Consider the following 15,043-nt stretch of genomic DNA (forward strand, 5'->3'; position numbering starts at 1 on the left):
AGGCTGACGCCGAACCTCGCCGCGATCCAGATGGTTGCGAGATAAAGCAGCACGGTGAGCAGGCAGGAGACGGCGAGCGCGAGCCAGAAGCCGGTTCCGTATCTGAGCAGCGCCGGCAGCACGAGAAACATCGGCAGCGTCGGCAGCACATACCAGAAGGTCGCCTCGGCGTGGCTCGCAATGCGCTCCTTGTCGCCCGTATCGTTCCAGAGCCAGATGATGGCGAGAATGGAGATGAGCGGCAGAGAGACCACGAGCGCGCCGAAAGACGGGCTGCGCTTGGCGATCTCCGAAACGGCCATGATGATGAAGCCGGAGAGGAGCGCCTTCACGATTGCGTAGAGCATCGGCGTTCCTCCCTGGCCGGTTGGCGCCGTTCAGGCCTTCTGCGCGTGAGCGGCGAGGCGCTTGTCGAGATAGGCGCCGGAGACGCTGGTGAGCTGCTCGAGATGCGAATCGAAGAAGTGGTTGGCGCCGTCGATCGTCGCGTGCTCGATGACGATGCCCTTCTGCGTCTTCAGCCTGTCGACGAGCTTCTGCACATCCGCCGCCGGCGCGACCTGGTCGGCGCTGCCATTGATGATGAGGCCCGAGGAGGGGCAGGGCGCGAGGAAGGTGAAGTCATACATGTTGGCGGGCGGAGCGACCGAGATGAAGCCCTCGATCTCCGGCCGGCGCATGAGCACCTGCATGGCGATCCACGCCCCGAAGGAGAAGCCCGCGATCCAGCACTGGGAGGCGTCAGGGTTCTGCGCCTGAAGCCAGTCGAGGGCGGACGCCGCGTCCGAAAGCTCGCCAATGCCCGAATCGAAGGCGCCCTGGCTGCGGCCGACACCCCGGAAGTTGAACCTCAGAACCGAGAAACCGCGCGCGACGAAGCCCTGAAAGAGCGTGTAGGTCACGGGGTTGTTCATGGTGCCGCCGAACTGGGGGTGCGGATGCAGCACCAGCGCGATCGGCGAATTGGCCTTGCGGCTGTGATGGTAGCGGCCCTCGATGCGGCCGGCAGGACCATTGAAAATAACCTCAGGCATGCCCGTCTCACTTCACCTTGCTATTAACCGACTGTCACTGTCGGAAATTTTCCGTCGCAATCGGCTCTTTTCCTCTGGAAATCTTTCCCGGAGGCAGCTAAATAGTTGACTAAGGCGCTCGGGATAGGCCGGGCCGAAGTGCAAGAGCCTCCCCCCGAACTCATGCCGGGCCCGAAGGAGAGGCGCACGTTCTTAACACAGGCAAGTCCCGGTTAGGCAAGGGTTTTGGCCCTTTGCGCCGCCAGGAAGCCCTGTTTCGAGAGGAGAAGGTCCGTGAAACTCACGACAAAGGGTCGTTATGCGGTCATGGCCATGGCCGATCTCGCCCGCTACAGCACGGGCCGTCCTGTGGCGCTGGCAGACATAGCCGAGCGTCAGGAGATTTCTCTGTCTTACCTCGAGCAGCTTTTCGCCAAGTTGCGCAGGGGCAATCTGGTGAAGAGCGTTCGCGGCCCCGGCGGCGGCTATCTGCTCTCCCGCCATGCGGACGACATTCGTATTTCGGATGTCATCCTCGCGGTGGACGAGCCGATCAAGGCGACGCGCTGCGAAGTCGGCTCTCCCAAAGGGTGCATGGGAAACAATTCCAGCCGCTGCATCACCCACGATCTCTGGGCCGAGCTTAGTCACCATATTCAGCTTTTCCTCGGCTCGGTGTCGCTCGGCGATGTGATCAACGGCCGCGTGGTATCGACCGCGAGCCCGCGTCCCGCACCCGAGCAGGCGATTTCCAACGCCGCCGATTGAGCGAAAAATCCTGACGCCACGAGGCACTGAAGGCATGACGATCGAGCGCGCCTATATGGACCACAATGCCACCGCTCCGGTTCGCCCCGAAGCGGTGGAGGCGGTCGCGCGCGTGCTCGCACTGACTGGCAATCCGTCATCGGTGCATGCCGAGGGGCGGGCGGCGCACAAGATCGTCGAGGATGCGAGGGTGGCGGTCGCCGCGCTGGTGAAGGCGAAGCCGGCTGAAATCACCTTCACGAGCGGCGGCACCGAAGCGGCGAACCTTGCCCTTCACGCGGCGAGGAACGCGCTCGGCATTCGCCGCATCGTCCTGTCCTCGGTGGAGCACGACGCCGTGCGTGTTGCGGCGGCCCATTCCGGCCTCGAGGTGGAGGTGCTGCCGGTCAACGAAAACGGCATTGCCGATCTTGCGGCGCTGGCCGGACTTCTCGATGCGCCGGGCAAGGGCAGGACGCTGGTGGCGCTGATGCTTGCGAATAATGAAACGGGCGTTATCCAGCCCGTGGCCGAGGCGGCCGCGATGGCGCGCGCCGCAGGCGCCTTCATGCTCACGGATGCCGTTCAGGCTGTGGGCCGGATGCCCGTCGATTTCGTCGCGCTCGGCGCCGACATGATGCTTCTTTCCGGGCACAAGCTCGGCAGCCCGCAGGGCATCGGCGCACTCGTCTGGCGCGATGAGCTTGCATTCGAGCCGCTCATTCGCGGTGGCGGGCAGGAATTGCGCCGCCGCTCCGGCACCGAAAATGTGCCGGGCATTGCCGGGTTCGGCGCTGCGGCGCGCGCCGCGGCGAGAGACGCAGATGCCTATACGCGCATCGCCGAGCTGCGCGATGCGCTCGAAGCCGCCTTGAAGGCGGCGGTTCCGGATGTTCGGATTTTTGGCGAGAACGCGCCAAGGCTTGCCAATACGAGCCTTTTTTCGTCGGCGGGGCTCAATGCGGAAACGCTGCTCATGATCCTCGATCTCGACGGATTTGCCGTGAGCGCGGGTTCCGCCTGCTCGTCGGGAAAGGTGGCGCGCTCCCATGTGCTCGAGGCGATGGGCGTCCCGCCCGAACTCGCCAAAGGCGCGATCCGCGTCAGTCTCGGCCTTGCGAACACGCGCGCCGAGATCGAGCGGTTTGTTCAGAGCTGGGCCCGCGCGGCTGTAAAAGCGCGCGCCCATGAGAGTGATGTAAAGACCGGCGCGCCGGAGAGCGCATCGGTGCGGGCGGCGGCCTCTTCGGCCGTGCCGGCTTGAGAATGAAGTGGAGAGTACGAGATGGCAGCCGTTAGCGAGACGGTCGATACGGTCGATCAGGTTGCAGCCGACAAGTACAAGTACGGCTTCACCACCGATATCGAATCCGAGAAAGCTCCCAAGGGCCTGAACGAGGATACGATCCGTTTCATCTCGGCCAAGAAACACGAGCCCGAATGGATGCTCGAATGGCGGCTGCAGGCCTATCGTCGCTGGCTCCAGATGGAGGAGCCGAAATGGGCGAAGGTCGCCTATCCGCCGATCGACTTCCAGGACGCCTATTATTTTGCCGCGCCGAAGCAGATGGCGAAGCCCGCGAGCCTCGATGAGGTCGATCCGAAGCTTCTCGAGACTTACGAGAAGCTCGGCATTCCGCTCGCGGAGCAGGAAGTGCTGGCGGGCGTCGCCGTCGATGCTGTGTTCGATTCGGTGTCGGTCGTCACCACCTTCCGTGCGAAGCTCATGGAAGCGGGTGTGATCTTCTGCCCCTTCTCGGAGGCGGTGCGCGAATATCCCGAGCTTGTCCGCAAGTATCTCGGCACCGTCGTGCCGTACTCGGACAATTATTATGCGACGCTGAATTCCGCTGTCTTCTCCGACGGGTCCTTCGTCTACATTCCCGAGGGCGTGCGCTGCCCGATGGAGCTTTCGACCTATTTCCGCATCAACGAGAAGCAGACGGGCCAGTTCGAGCGCACGCTCATCATCGCCGACAAGGGCTCTTATGTGAGCTATCTCGAAGGCTGCACCGCTCCGCAGCGCGACGAGAACCAGCTTCACGCCGCCGTTGTCGAGCTTGTCGCGCTCGACGATGCCGAGATCAAATATTCGACGGTTCAGAACTGGTTCCCCGGTGACGAGAACGGCATGGGCGGCATCTATAATTTCGTCACCAAGCGTGGCGATTGCCGGGGTCCCCGTTCCAAGATTTCCTGGACGCAGGTGGAAACAGGATCGGCCGTCACCTGGAAATATCCAAGCTGCATCCTGCGCGGCGAGGGATCGAGCGGCGAGTTCTATTCGATCGCCATCTCGAACCATTTCCAGCAGGTCGACAGCGGCACGAAGATGATCCATCTCGGCAAGAACACGTCGAGCCGCATCGTCTCGAAGGGCATTTCCGCCGGGCGTTCTTCGAACACCTATCGAGGGCTCGTGAGCGTTCACAAGAAGGCAGAGAACGTCCGCAACTTCACGCAGTGCGACAGCCTGCTCATCGGCTCGAATTGCTCGGCGCACACCGTGCCCTATATCGAGGCGAAAAATCCGACCGCGATCCTCGAACATGAGGCGACGACCTCGAAGATCAGCGAGGAGCAGCTCTTCTATTGCCGCCAGCGCGGCGTCCCGGAGGAAGAGGCGGTCGCGCTCATCGTCAACGGTTTCTGCCGCGAAGTGTTGCAGCATCTGCCGATGGAATTCGCAGTCGAGGCGCAAAAGCTCGTCGGTATCAGTCTGGAAGGAAGCGTAGGATAATGCTCGAGATCAAGAACCTGCATGTCGTCGTGGACGGCAAGGAAATCCTGAAGGGCATCGATCTCACGGTCGGCGCGGGCGAAGTCCATGCCATCATGGGGCCGAACGGTTCCGGCAAGTCGACGCTTTCCTATGTGCTCGCCGGGCGCGAAGGCTATGAGGTGACGGAAGGCTCGATCACCTACAAGGGCAGGGACCTCCTCGCCATGAATGTGGACGAGCGCGCGGCCGCGGGCGTCTTCCTCGCCTTCCAGTATCCGATCGAGATTCCGGGCGTCACCAACATGATGTTCCTCAAGACCGCGATCAACGCGCAGAGGAAGGCGCGCGGCGAGGCCGATCTCGACGCGCCGCGTTTCCTGAAGCTCGTTCGCGAGAAATCGAAGCCGCTCAACATCAGCGAGGACATGCTGAAGCGGGCGGTCAATGTCGGCTTCTCGGGCGGCGAGAAGAAGCGGGCGGAAGTGCTCCAGATGGCGATGCTGGAGCCCTCGCTCGCCGTTCTCGACGAAACCGATTCCGGTCTCGACATCGACGCGCTCAAGGTCGTCGCCGATGGCGTGAACGCGCTGCGCTCGCCCGAGCGCGCGATGATCGTCATCACCCATTATCAGCGTCTGCTCGACTACATCGTGCCGGATGTCGTCCATGTGCTCTCGAAGGGCCGGATCGTCCGTTCGGGCGGCAAGGAGCTTGCCGCGGAGCTTGAGCGGACCGGCTATGCCGAGTTTGCGGCGTAAGGATCTGAAATGACAGGCGAAGCCGAACAGCTTTTCATCGATGCCTATGAGCGGCAGCGCGCGGCGCTTCCCGGCGCGGGCATCGGGTGGCTTTCCCAGCGCCGCGACGAGGCGCTGCGCGTCTTCAGGACGGCGGGACTTCCGCATCGCCGCCTTGAGGACTGGCGCTACACGGATCTGCGTCAGGCGCTGGGCAGGGCATCCCTTGCGCCTGCGCCGGAGCATCGGGGCGCGGTGCTGCTCCCGGCTGCGGAGGCGCGGGCTTCCGCTGCCGCCTTCAACGCCATCGACCGTCATGTTTTCGTGTTCGTGAACGGCCGGCTGCGGGTGGATCTGTCGGATGCGGCGCTGCCTTCGGGCGTCGAAGTACTCCCGCTGGCAGACGCCCTCGACAAATCCTGGGTGCGGCTGCTCGTCGAGACGAGCGCGGCCACGACCGGCGCCACCAATGTCATCGCGCTCAATACGGCGCTGATGCAGGGCGGGGTGGCGATCCATGTCCACAAGGGCGTCAGGCTCGAAAAGCCGCTGCATCTCCTTTTCCTCGCGGCCGATGACGGCGCCTTTCACGCGCGCAATTTCATCCGGCTCGACGAAGGAGCGTCGGCGTCGATCCTCGAAACACATGTCAGCGCCGGTGCTTCGCGCTACTTCGCCGATCTCGTGACGGATGTTTCGCTGGCCGATGGCGCGAGCCTCGATCATGTGAAGGTGCAGGACGAAGCGCCGAATGCCATCCACCTCGCGACGCTTTCGGCGCATCTCGACGCGCGGTCGAAGCTCTCGACATTCTCGATGACGCTTGGCGGCGGCGTTTCGCGCTCGCAATCGTTCATTCGTTTCGAGGGTGAGGAAGCCAAGGCCGAGGTCAATGGCGCAACGGCGCTGCGCGGCTCGCAGCATGGCGATCACTTCGTGCTCGTCGATCATGCCGTGCCCCATTGCACCAGCGGCACGCTCTTCAAGAGCGTTCTCGACGGAACCTCGACCGGCGTGTTCCAGGGCCGGGTCGTCGTGCGCGAGGGCGCGCAGAAGTCCGACGGGCGGCAGATGACGAACGCGCTTCTGCTCTCCCGCGACGCGGCGATGAATGCGAAGCCGGAGCTTGAGATTTACGCCGATGACGTCCAGTGCGCCCATGGCTCGACCATTGGCGAACTGAGCGCGCAGGCGATCTTCTATCTGCGTTCGCGCGGCATAGACGAGGCGACGGCGCGTCAGCTTCTCATCTCGGCATTTCTCGACGAAGCCTTCGAGAGCGTGCCTCATGAAGCTGCGCGGGAAGCCTTGCGTGCGCTTGCCGCGGGTTGGTTCCAGCCGGGAAGCGAGGTTGCGTCATGACAGGTCAGCCATTGAAGCGCGTTGAAGCGGGCTATGACGTCGCAGCCATCCGGGCGGATTTTCCGATCCTGAGCCGCGAGGTCTATGGCAAGCCGCTCGTCTATCTCGACAACGGAGCCTCGGCGCAGAAGCCGAAGGTCGTGATCGACACGATGCGCGAGGTCATGGAGCACGAATTCGCCAATGTGCATCGCGGCCTCCATTATCTCTCCAATGCGGCGACGCAGCGCTTCGAGGATGCGCGCGAGAAGACGCGCGCCTTCATCAACGCCGCCTCGACGGACGAGATCATCTTCACGTCGGGCTCGACCGATGCGCTCAATCTCGTCGCATCGAGCTTCGCGGCGCCGATGATCGGTCCGGGCGACGAGATCGTGCTTTCCGTCATGGAGCATCACTCGAACATCGTTCCCTGGCATTTCCTGCGCGAGCGGCAGGGCGCCGTTCTCAAATGGGTACCGGTGACGGATGAGGGCGATCTCGACATGGAGGCGTTCGAGAAGCTGCTCGGGCCGAAGGTCAAGATCGTCGCGATCACCCATATGTCGAATGTGCTCGGCACGGTCACGCCGATGAAGGAGATCGTGCGCCTTGCCCACGCGCGCGGCATTCCGGTCGTGGTCGATGGTTCGCAAAGCGCCGTCCATCTCGAGATCGACGTGCGCGATCTCGATGTCGATTTCTACGCGGTGACGGGACACAAGATTTATGGGCCCACGGGCATCGGCTTTCTCTACGGCAAGAAGGAATTGCTGGAGAAGATGCGGCCCTATCGCGGCGGCGGCGAGATGATCCGCGAAGTGAGCCTCGATGCCGTGTCCTATGCAGCGCCGCCTCATCGCTTCGAGGCGGGAACGCCGGCGATCGTCGAGGCGATCGGCCTCGGCGCCGCGCTCGATTATGTGCATGGCGTCGGCCGCGCGCGCATCGCGGCGCATGAGGCGAGCCTGCTCGCCTATGCGAATGAGCGGCTTTCGGAGATCGACGATCTGCGGATCATCGGCACCTCGCGGAGCAAGGGTGGCATCATCTCCTTCACCCTCGGTTCCGCGCATGCCCATGACATCGCAACCGTGATCGACCGCGCGGGCGTCGCGGTTCGTGCCGGGCATCATTGCGCCCAGCCGCTCATGGAGCGTTTCGGCGTGACGGCGACGGCGCGCGCCTCCTTCGCCATGTATACGACGCATGAGGAAATCGACCGGCTGGTCGCAGCCCTCATCGATGCGAAGAAATTCTTCGCCTGAGGAATGGAAATGTCAGAAGACGTGAACATGGCGGTCGGCGAAAATCCACCTGACGCGGCGGCGGAAACCTCCGCGCTTCCGCCGGAGGAGCTGGAGCGGCTGACCGACGACATCATCGACGCGCTCAAGACGGTTTATGACCCTGAAATCCCGGTCGACATCTATGAGCTTGGCCTCATCTACAAGGTCGATATTTCGGATGATCGCGACATCACCATCGACATGACGCTGACGGCGCCGGGTTGTCCGGTTGCGGGCACGATGCCGGAAATGGTGGCCGATGCCGTGCGTTCGGTCGATGGCGTGGGCGATGTGAAGGTCAACATGGTCTTCGATCCGCCTTGGGACACGAGCCGCATGTCCGAAGAGGCGCGCGTCGCGCTCAATATGTACTAGCCGCTTGAACGGACTGACCTGGATAGCCACCTGAAGCCTGAGGATGAATGACATGGCAAGAGAACGCCCAAAGGCAATCAGACTGACCGACAGGGCCTCGGAACATCTGCGCGCCATCATGGTGCGATCCGAGGGGAAATATGTCGGCCTGCGCGTCGGCGTGAAGAATGGCGGCTGCGCCGGCATGGAATACACCATGGAATATGCCGAGGACGTGAAGCCGCTCGACGAAGTGATCGAGGACAAGGGGGTGAAGATCCTGATCGACCCCAAGGCCATCCTCTTTCTCATCGGCACGGAGATGGACTACGTCACCGAGAAATTTTCCTCCGGCTTCAAGTTCAACAATCCGAATGTGACGGATGCCTGCGGCTGCGGGGAGAGCGTCACCATAGAGCCCGCCGGCGCCTGACCAGAGCCGTCGGGAGGGACGCATGGCCGTCAGCGCCGAATACAAGGAATTCGTCGCCGAACAGCTTGAGAGGCTCGGGCCCGTGCGCATGCGCGGCATGTTCGGCGGCGCGGGCGTCTATCTCGACGATCTGATGTTCGGCCTCATCTTCGAGGAAACGCTCTACTTCAAGGTCGATGACACCAATCGCGCCGACTTCGAGGGGGAGGGGATGGAACCCTTCACCTACGAAATGCGGAACGGAAAGACCGGCGCGCTCCATTATTACGAAGTGCCCGAGCGCCTCTATGACGACCCGGACGAACTTGTGCAATGGGCGCGGAAGTCTCTCGCCGTCATGCGCGCCGCAAGGTCGGCAAAGCTTGCGAAGGCGGCGCGGACGGCAAGCCGGAAAAAGCCTGCCGCGAAGCGAGCGCGAAAAAAGACTCCGAAGGAATAGGGCGGACATATTGCGCCATTGTCATTGGCCGGCGGGCTGGTCAAACTCCCGCGCATGAAGTCGCAAATCGCAGTCTGGGGCGCCATTCTTTCGGTTCTCGCCGCCGTCCTATTCGGCGCGGGCATGCATGCCATGCCGCTCTCCGGCGCACACTCCGAAATGCTTTCGGAAATGGCCGCCGCCGACGGCGCATGCGACGCATGTTCGCGGCATGAAGGAACCGTTCCGGCTTCCCCCTCCTGCCAGCTTTCCTGTGGCGTGCCGGCCGTGATCCCAATGGCGGCGATCGCGCTCGGCCTTGCCGGTATGAACGAATTCGAGGCGGAGACGCCTGCGGCGATGCGGCCCTGGACCCTCGCGCCTGAGCAGTCGCCACCTTGGCTTTCGGCCTGATCGGATTATTCGCTACACCATCAGGAGAAAGTCATGTTTCGGAAAATGAAGTTCGCGCGGCCACGCGCCACGCGCCGCTTCGCCATCGCCGTTCTGCTGTCGGCGGTTGCGGTCGCGGCAATGCCCGTCGCCGGTTTTGCGGCAAAGTCCGCGCCGCGCATGGCGACGCTTTACAAGTCGCCCGATTGCTCATGCTGTGAAGGCTATGCCGATCACCTCAGGCAGAGCGGCTTCCATGTGACGACCGTCGATGACGAAAATCTCGCAGCGAGGGCACGGGCGCTCGGCGTGACCGACGCTCTCGCCGGGTGCCACACGACCGTCATCGACGGTTATGTCGTCGAGGGGCATGTGCCGATCGAATATGTTCACCGGCTCTTGCAGGAACGCCCGAAGATTGCGGGCATCTCGGTTCCGGGAATGCCGATGGGCGTTCCCGGCATGCCAGGCGCGCGGCAGGGGCCGCTCAAGATCTTCGAGATCGCGGCGCCCGGCGCGGTCGCGGGCGAGCCCCGGATCTACGCCATCGATTGACGGAAAAGGGCGTCCCCGGCCGGGGACGCCCTTGTCTTCTTGCTCATCGATGAGCGGCGGCGCCGCACCGAGGAGACTTAAGCCTTCATCATCGCCGCAAGGCGCTCGGCCATGAGCGAGTGCAAAAGGTTGATCGCTTTCAGCGGCCGCACCATCACCTTGAAGCGGTCGATCTTGCCTTCCTTGTTCCAGCCGATCATGTCGATGCCGTTGATGACGATGCCGTCGATCTCCGTCTCGAATTCCAGAATGGCGGAATCCGGCCCGAACCATTCGCCGACATAGCGAAAGCGGTCGTCATTGCTCAGGACATGCATGGCAGCCGTCAGATAGGCCATGGTGATCGCCTTGCCACGTTGCGGCGTGTGCACGACAGGCGATTGAAACACCACATCGTCGGCGAGAATGTCGTCGAGGCCTTTCGGGTCTTTCGACTTCACCACCCTGTGCCAGTTTTCAATCGCCGCCGGCTGCATCGTCACTCTCCCTTGAATTGCGCGGGGCGCTTTTCAAGGAAGGCGCGCACGCCTTCCTTGAAGTCGCGGGAGTTGCCGGCCGTCCGCTGGTTCTGGCGTTCGAGGTTGAGCTGCTCCTCATAGGTGTTGTCGGTGCTCTCCCAATAGAGCTGGCGGATGAGGCCGAGCGCCACGGTCGGGCCGTTGGCGAGATCATGCGCGAGCTTCTTCGTCTCCTCGGCGAGCTTCGCATCGTCGAAGACACGGTTGACGAGGCCCCATTCGAGCGCCGTCTCGGCGGGCAGCTTTTCGCCGAGCAGCGACAACTCCATCGCGCGCGCCTTGCCGACGAGGCGCGGCAGGATCCATGTCGAGCCGCCATCCGGCACGAGGCCGATGCGCCGGAACGCCTGGAGGAAATAGGACGAACGCGCGCAGAGCACGAGATCGCCCATCAGCGCGAAACTCATGCCCACACCCGCCGCCGGTCCGTTGACGGAGGTGACGAAGGGCATCTTCAGATTGCGCAGGCGCCGCAGGAAGGGGTGATAGGCCGTCTCCAGCGCCGAGCCCGCATCCGTCCGTCCGGCATTGTTGTCGCCGCGCCCCTGCAGATTGGCGCCGGTGCAGAAGCCGCGTCCTTCGCCCGTCATGACGAGGCAGCGCAGACCGTTCTTCGGATCTTCCACCTCGTCCATCGCCCTCATGAGCCCGCCGAGCATTTCCGGCGAAACGGCGTTCATGACTTCCGGATGGTTCAGCGTCAGCGTGCCGACCGGCCCGTCGATCTCGAGTCTTACGCGCTCGAATTCCATGATTGTCTCCCTAAACCTGTTCAGCCCTTGAATTTGGGTTCGCGCTTCTGAAGGAAGGCGGTCACGCCTTCGATGAAATTCGGATGGTCGCCGAGCTGACCCTGAGTCTCGCGCTCATAGTCGAGCTGCTCCGCGAATGTGTGGTGCTCGGAAATGTCGAGCGCCTTCTTGATTTCGGCAAAGGCGTTGGTCGGGCCCTTGGCGAGTTTCTGGGCGAGCGACATGGCTTCGCCCATCAGCGCGTCGTCGTCGACGCATTTCCAGATCATGCCCCATTCGGCGGCGGTTTCGGCGGCGAGCCTGTCGCCGGTAAGCGCAAGGCCGAGCGCGCGGGCGCGGCCGACGAGGCGCGGCAGCGTCCATGTCGTGCCGAGATCGGGGATGAGGCCGAGCCGCGGCCCGAAGACCTGGATGAAAGTCGCCGACCGCGCGGCGATGACGATGTCCGCCGCAAGCGCAAGCCCCACGCCGCCACCGGCCGTCATGCCATTGACCGCCGCGATGACGGGCTTTCCGAGATCCATCAGCTCACGCATCATCGGATTGAAGGCGACTTCCATGCCGTGTGCGACGCCCTGGCCGACGCTCATGCCTTCCTGCCTCGCGCCCTGCGCGGCGAGGTCGGCGCCCGCGCAGAAGCCGCGTCCCGCGCCCGTCATCACGAGCACGCGCAGATTGGCGTCGGCCTTCACCTCGGCGAGCGCCGCGCGCACCTCCGCGATCAGCTCCATGTTGATGCTGTTGAGCACTTCCGGCCGGTTGAGGGTGAGGAGGGCGATGCCCTCATTCGCTTCAAGCGTGATGGTGTTGCGGGTGGTCATTCTGGCCTCTCGTCGCCGCGATTTTCGATGTCGAATTGCGGGCGAGCATAGACGTGGCCGCCGCGCGACGGAAGCCGGGATGAAGCCGTGCAACGGCTATCGGGTGCCCGAAAAATGCGGACGAGGATTCCGTTGCGTCAATTTCATGGAAGCAGGGCGCAGGCTTGCGGGCGTCAGCTCGCCTTGGCCCTGATCGGGAGGTCCTGCGTCTCGCTGACGACGCGATTGCGGCCACTGCGCTTGGCAGCGTAGAGGCAGGCATCGGCCCGCTCGATGAGCGCGGCCGGGCTCTCGCCGGGCCGCATCGTCGCCACGCCGAGCGACATGGTCACGCGGCCGAGGGTCTCGCCCGTCGAACGCTTGACGAGTTCGCGTGCTTGCACGACCTCGCGGATGGAATTGGCGAGTTTTTCCGCTTCGCCCGTCATCGTGGCGGGCATGATGATCGCGAATTCCTCGCCGCCATAGCGGGCCACCGTGTCGCCCTCCCTGACGCCGGATTTGAGGCAGCTTGCAACGAGGCGCAGGACCTGATCGCCCGTCCTGTGGCCCCATGTGTCGTTGAACTGCTTGAAGTGGTCGATATCGCCGATGACGAGGCAGAGCGGCGTCTGCTCCCTGGTCGCCTGTGCGATTTCCTGCGCGAGCGCCTCGTCGAATGCCTTGCGGTTGGCGACGCCCGTCAGCCCGTCGGTCCGCGCTTCGTTGCGCGCCTTGGTGAGGTTCGTCCTGAGCGTCTTCAGCTCGCCCTTGGTTTCGTTCAACCGCGCCTCGAGTTCCCGGCTGCGGTTCTCCATCTTGCGCGTGGCGGTGACGATCGCCTCGACCACGCGGCGAACATCCTTGGGCGTCGATTTGGCGGTCAGTTCGGCGCTCGCCTGGCGCATGGAGGTGCCAAGCTCGTTGGAGCCATCGGCGGTCGCCTCGACCAGCTTCATGATCTTGTCGACTTCGACATTCAGTTTTTCGCCGGCGTCAAGGGCGGCCTCGGCGAGGGTTTCGTGGCTGGCGAAGCGCTGGTGGAGTTCGGCCGAGGCTTTCTCGTCGATCGCCCGGCCTTCCTTCAGCCGCTTGTCGATCTCGTCATTGAGTTCGCTGTTATGGCCGGAGACGTAGCGGAACCAGATATCGTAGTTTTCCGGCAGGGGAACGACGCCATGTCGGGCCATGAGGCCGAGAGCCCTCGTGCTCCACTCCGTGGCGACGGCGATGTCGTCTGTATAAGTCAAATCCGTATCCTCACCTTGCCGCCATCCCCGAGCCGCCCGGGGGTGGCTGGTCTCCACAGCTCCGAAGCTAGGCGATCTTTGTTACGTGGCGGTAAACCGGGGACTGAAATGGCACATCCGGCGCGGTTGACGTTGCGTCAAATTGAGAGTGAAGATTATTAAAACGCAGGTCTACCGGGACCCGCTTGTCATGTATATTTCCCTTAATGAGAGCTGCACCGGGAAGGCGCGCAACAGGAGGAAAAGAACATGAGTCTGGCCGAGTCCAAGGCTAACGAGGCGGATGCGAGCGCGATCTCGGCCTCGATCCGTAACATTCTGGATCGTCAGAAGGCAGCCCATATAAAGGACGGCCCTCCCTCCGCCGAAAAGCGCATCGACTGGATCGACCGCGCAATCGCGCTTCTCGTGGACAACCAGAAGGAGATCGCGGAGGCGCTGGCGTCCGATTTCGGGCATCGCAGCCACGATCAGTCCCTGCTGACCGACGTGATGGGCTCGCTCGGGCCGCTCAAGCATGCCAAGAAGCATCTGCGCCAGTGGATGAGGCCCGAAAAGCGCAAGGTCCAGTTCCCGCTCGGCCTTCTCGGCGCCAAGGCGCGCGTCGAGTACCAGCCCCTTGGCGTGGTCGGCATCATCAGCCCGTGGAATTTTCCGATCAATCTGACGTGGACGCCGCTTGCGGGTGTTTTCGCGGCGGGCAACCGCGCGATGATCAAGCCGTCGGAATTCACGCCGGCGACCTCGGAACTCATGGCCCGCATGATCCGCTCGGCCTATGACGAGACGGAAGTCGCCGTCATCACCGGCGGCCCGGCGGTCGGCCAGGCGTTCAGCAGCCAGCCCTTCGACCACCTCCTGTTCACGGGCGCGACCTCGATCGCGCATCACGTCATGCGCGCGGCGGCCGAGAATCTCGTGCCGCTGACGCTCGAGCTTGGCGGCAAGTCTCCGGTCATCGTCTCGAAGTCGGCGAAGATTGAAGACGCGGCGGCCAAGATCATGACCGGCAAGACGCTCAATGCCGGGCAGATCTGCCTCGCGCCGGACTATGTGTTCGTGCCCGAGAGCCGTGTCGATGAATTCGTGTCCGAGGCCACGAAGTCGATCAGGAAGATGTATCCGACGATCAAGGACAACCCGGATTACACGTCGATCATCAACCAGCGCCATTACGAGCGCATCAACGGCTATGTCGAGGATGCCAGGGCGAAGGGCGCCAAGGTCGTCGAGATCAATCCGGCGAACGAGGATTTCAGCCAGCAGCAGGCCCACAAGATTCCGCCGACGATCATCCTGAACCCGACCGACGACATGAAGGTCATGCAGGACGAAATCTTCGGCCCGGTCCTGCCCGTGAAGTCCTATCGCGACGTGACGGAAGTGCTCGGCTACGTCAACGATCATCCGCGTCCCCTCGGCCTCTACTATTTCGGCGAGGACGAGCAGGAGGAGCGGCAGGTGCTCGACCGCACGACCTCGGGCGGCGTGACGATCAACGACGTCATCATGCATGTCTCGATGGAAGACCTGCCCTTCGGCGGTGTCGGCCCGAGCGGCATGGGCGCTTATCATGGCATCGACGGTTTCAAGACCTTCAGCCATGCCAAGGCGATCTACACGCAGGCCAAGGCCAAGATGGTGGTAGAGATGTTCCGTCCGCCCTACGGCCTCAAGACGCGCAAGCTTCTGGCCTCGCAGATCAAGAAGTAAATCTCGTT

General features: G+C 63.1%; 18 protein-coding genes. 12 read left to right on the plus strand and 6 right to left on the minus strand.

Annotated elements, in window-relative coordinates; translation table 11 throughout:
- Together PKA57_RS09890 and PKA57_RS09895 are read right to left on the minus strand one after the other, a co-directional pair.
- The coding region (locus PKA57_RS09890; protein WP_324300056.1) for a DUF3147 family protein at positions 1-347 on the minus strand (347 nt) is incomplete at its 3' end.
- A 30-nt stretch (positions 348-377) separates the two neighbouring features.
- Positions 378-1,034, minus strand: a complete 657-nt coding sequence (locus PKA57_RS09895) for an alpha/beta hydrolase (RefSeq protein WP_324300058.1) — start codon at positions 1,032-1,034, stop codon at positions 378-380.
- A gap of 273 nt (positions 1,035-1,307) precedes the next feature.
- Here PKA57_RS09895 and PKA57_RS09900 point away from each other — a divergent pair, with 273 nt between their 5' ends.
- From PKA57_RS09900 to PKA57_RS09950, 11 genes are read left to right on the plus strand one after another with little or no spacing between them, the layout of a single operon-like run.
- Entirely contained in the window at positions 1,308-1,781 is a 474-nt protein-coding gene (locus PKA57_RS09900) for an Rrf2 family transcriptional regulator (RefSeq protein ID WP_324300060.1), read from the plus strand.
- A 34-nt stretch (positions 1,782-1,815) separates the two neighbouring features.
- Complete coding sequence (locus PKA57_RS09905; RefSeq protein ID WP_324300062.1) at positions 1,816-3,024, plus strand: cysteine desulfurase family protein; 1,209 nt, start codon at positions 1,816-1,818, stop codon at positions 3,022-3,024.
- Positions 3,025-3,045: 21 nt separating this feature from the next.
- Positions 3,046-4,500 carry a Fe-S cluster assembly protein SufB gene (gene sufB / locus PKA57_RS09910; RefSeq protein ID WP_324300064.1) on the plus strand — a complete coding sequence of 485 codons (1,455 nt, stop codon included), beginning with the start codon at positions 3,046-3,048 and terminating at the stop codon, positions 4,498-4,500.
- Positions 4,500-5,240 (plus strand): Fe-S cluster assembly ATPase SufC, encoded by a 741-nt coding sequence (gene sufC, locus PKA57_RS09915; RefSeq protein ID WP_324300066.1) that lies wholly within the window; start codon positions 4,500-4,502, stop codon positions 5,238-5,240. The genes sufB and sufC overlap by 1 nt, the downstream gene beginning before the upstream one ends.
- A 9-nt stretch (positions 5,241-5,249) precedes the next feature.
- Complete coding sequence (gene sufD, locus PKA57_RS09920) at positions 5,250-6,581, plus strand: Fe-S cluster assembly protein SufD (RefSeq protein WP_324300069.1); 1,332 nt, start codon at positions 5,250-5,252, stop codon at positions 6,579-6,581.
- A complete protein-coding gene (locus PKA57_RS09925) occupies positions 6,578-7,828 on the plus strand; it encodes a cysteine desulfurase (RefSeq protein ID WP_324300071.1) in 1,251 nt (416 codons plus the stop codon). Before sufD ends, PKA57_RS09925 begins: the two co-directional genes overlap by 4 nt.
- A gap of 9 nt (positions 7,829-7,837) precedes the next feature.
- Positions 7,838-8,224, plus strand: coding sequence for an SUF system Fe-S cluster assembly protein (locus tag PKA57_RS09930; RefSeq protein ID WP_324300073.1), 387 nt, complete (start codon positions 7,838-7,840; stop codon positions 8,222-8,224).
- 52 nt (positions 8,225-8,276) lie between these two features.
- On the plus strand, positions 8,277-8,636 hold the full coding sequence (locus PKA57_RS09935; protein WP_324300075.1) for an iron-sulfur cluster assembly accessory protein: 360 nt from the start codon (positions 8,277-8,279) through the stop codon (positions 8,634-8,636).
- 22 nt (positions 8,637-8,658) lie between these two features.
- Complete coding sequence (locus PKA57_RS09940) at positions 8,659-9,075, plus strand: TfoX/Sxy family protein (RefSeq protein ID WP_324300077.1); 417 nt, start codon at positions 8,659-8,661, stop codon at positions 9,073-9,075.
- Between the two features lie 54 nt (positions 9,076-9,129).
- Positions 9,130-9,468, plus strand: a complete 339-nt coding sequence (locus PKA57_RS09945) for a hypothetical protein (protein WP_324300079.1) — start codon at positions 9,130-9,132, stop codon at positions 9,466-9,468.
- Between the two features lie 33 nt (positions 9,469-9,501).
- Positions 9,502-10,002, plus strand: coding sequence for a DUF411 domain-containing protein (locus tag PKA57_RS09950; protein ID WP_324300081.1), 501 nt, complete (start codon positions 9,502-9,504; stop codon positions 10,000-10,002).
- Between the two features lie 77 nt (positions 10,003-10,079).
- On the opposite strand, the gene PKA57_RS09955 is transcribed toward PKA57_RS09950, so the two are convergent.
- The 4 genes from PKA57_RS09955 to PKA57_RS09970 all read right to left on the minus strand — a co-directional run bounded on the left by PKA57_RS09955 (position 10,080) and on the right by PKA57_RS09970 (position 13,322).
- Entirely contained in the window at positions 10,080-10,478 is a 399-nt protein-coding gene (locus PKA57_RS09955) for a nuclear transport factor 2 family protein (protein ID WP_324300082.1), read from the minus strand.
- Positions 10,479-10,480: 2 nt separating this feature from the next.
- On the minus strand, positions 10,481-11,272 hold the full coding sequence (locus PKA57_RS09960) for an enoyl-CoA hydratase/isomerase (protein WP_324300084.1): 792 nt from the start codon (positions 11,270-11,272) through the stop codon (positions 10,481-10,483).
- A 20-nt stretch (positions 11,273-11,292) separates the two neighbouring features.
- Positions 11,293-12,093 carry an enoyl-CoA hydratase-related protein gene (locus tag PKA57_RS09965; RefSeq protein ID WP_324300086.1) on the minus strand — a complete coding sequence of 267 codons (801 nt, stop codon included), beginning with the start codon at positions 12,091-12,093 and terminating at the stop codon, positions 11,293-11,295.
- Between the two features lie 173 nt (positions 12,094-12,266).
- Complete coding sequence (locus tag PKA57_RS09970; protein WP_324300088.1) at positions 12,267-13,322, minus strand: GGDEF domain-containing protein; 1,056 nt, start codon at positions 13,320-13,322, stop codon at positions 12,267-12,269.
- Between the two features lie 249 nt (positions 13,323-13,571).
- Here PKA57_RS09970 and PKA57_RS09975 point away from each other — a divergent pair, with 249 nt between their 5' ends.
- Positions 13,572-15,035, plus strand: a complete 1,464-nt coding sequence (locus PKA57_RS09975) for a coniferyl aldehyde dehydrogenase (protein WP_324300090.1) — start codon at positions 13,572-13,574, stop codon at positions 15,033-15,035.
- Positions 15,036-15,043 lie beyond the last annotated feature (8 nt).

This window comes from Parvibaculum sp. (genome assembly GCF_035325945.1).
GTDB lineage: Bacteria > Pseudomonadota > Alphaproteobacteria > Parvibaculales > Parvibaculaceae > Parvibaculum.

Bases quoted from the DNA above. Each gene is read 5' to 3' on its own strand.
- PKA57_RS09955 (WP_324300082.1), bottom strand. From the start codon at position 10,478: ATGCAGCCGGCGGCGATTGAAAACTGGCACAGGGTGGTGAAGTCGAAA.
- sufC (WP_324300066.1), top strand. From the start codon at position 4,500: ATGCTCGAGATCAAGAACCTGCATGTCGTCGTGGACGGCAAGGAAATC.
- PKA57_RS09935 (WP_324300075.1), top strand. From the start codon at position 8,277: ATGGCAAGAGAACGCCCAAAGGCAATCAGACTGACCGACAGGGCCTCG.
- PKA57_RS09965 (WP_324300086.1), bottom strand. From the start codon at position 12,093: ATGACCACCCGCAACACCATCACGCTTGAAGCGAATGAGGGCATCGCC.
- sufD (WP_324300069.1), top strand. From the start codon at position 5,250: ATGACAGGCGAAGCCGAACAGCTTTTCATCGATGCCTATGAGCGGCAG.
- PKA57_RS09930 (WP_324300073.1), top strand. From the start codon at position 7,838: ATGTCAGAAGACGTGAACATGGCGGTCGGCGAAAATCCACCTGACGCG.
- PKA57_RS09945 (WP_324300079.1), top strand. From the start codon at position 9,130: ATGAAGTCGCAAATCGCAGTCTGGGGCGCCATTCTTTCGGTTCTCGCC.
- PKA57_RS09925 (WP_324300071.1), top strand. From the start codon at position 6,578: ATGACAGGTCAGCCATTGAAGCGCGTTGAAGCGGGCTATGACGTCGCA.
- PKA57_RS09950 (WP_324300081.1), top strand. From the start codon at position 9,502: ATGTTTCGGAAAATGAAGTTCGCGCGGCCACGCGCCACGCGCCGCTTC.
- PKA57_RS09960 (WP_324300084.1), bottom strand. From the start codon at position 11,272: ATGGAATTCGAGCGCGTAAGACTCGAGATCGACGGGCCGGTCGGCACG.
- PKA57_RS09905 (WP_324300062.1), top strand. From the start codon at position 1,816: ATGACGATCGAGCGCGCCTATATGGACCACAATGCCACCGCTCCGGTT.
- PKA57_RS09895 (WP_324300058.1), bottom strand. From the start codon at position 1,034: ATGCCTGAGGTTATTTTCAATGGTCCTGCCGGCCGCATCGAGGGCCGC.
- PKA57_RS09940 (WP_324300077.1), top strand. From the start codon at position 8,659: ATGGCCGTCAGCGCCGAATACAAGGAATTCGTCGCCGAACAGCTTGAG.
- sufB (WP_324300064.1), top strand. From the start codon at position 3,046: ATGGCAGCCGTTAGCGAGACGGTCGATACGGTCGATCAGGTTGCAGCC.
- PKA57_RS09975 (WP_324300090.1), top strand. From the start codon at position 13,572: ATGAGTCTGGCCGAGTCCAAGGCTAACGAGGCGGATGCGAGCGCGATC.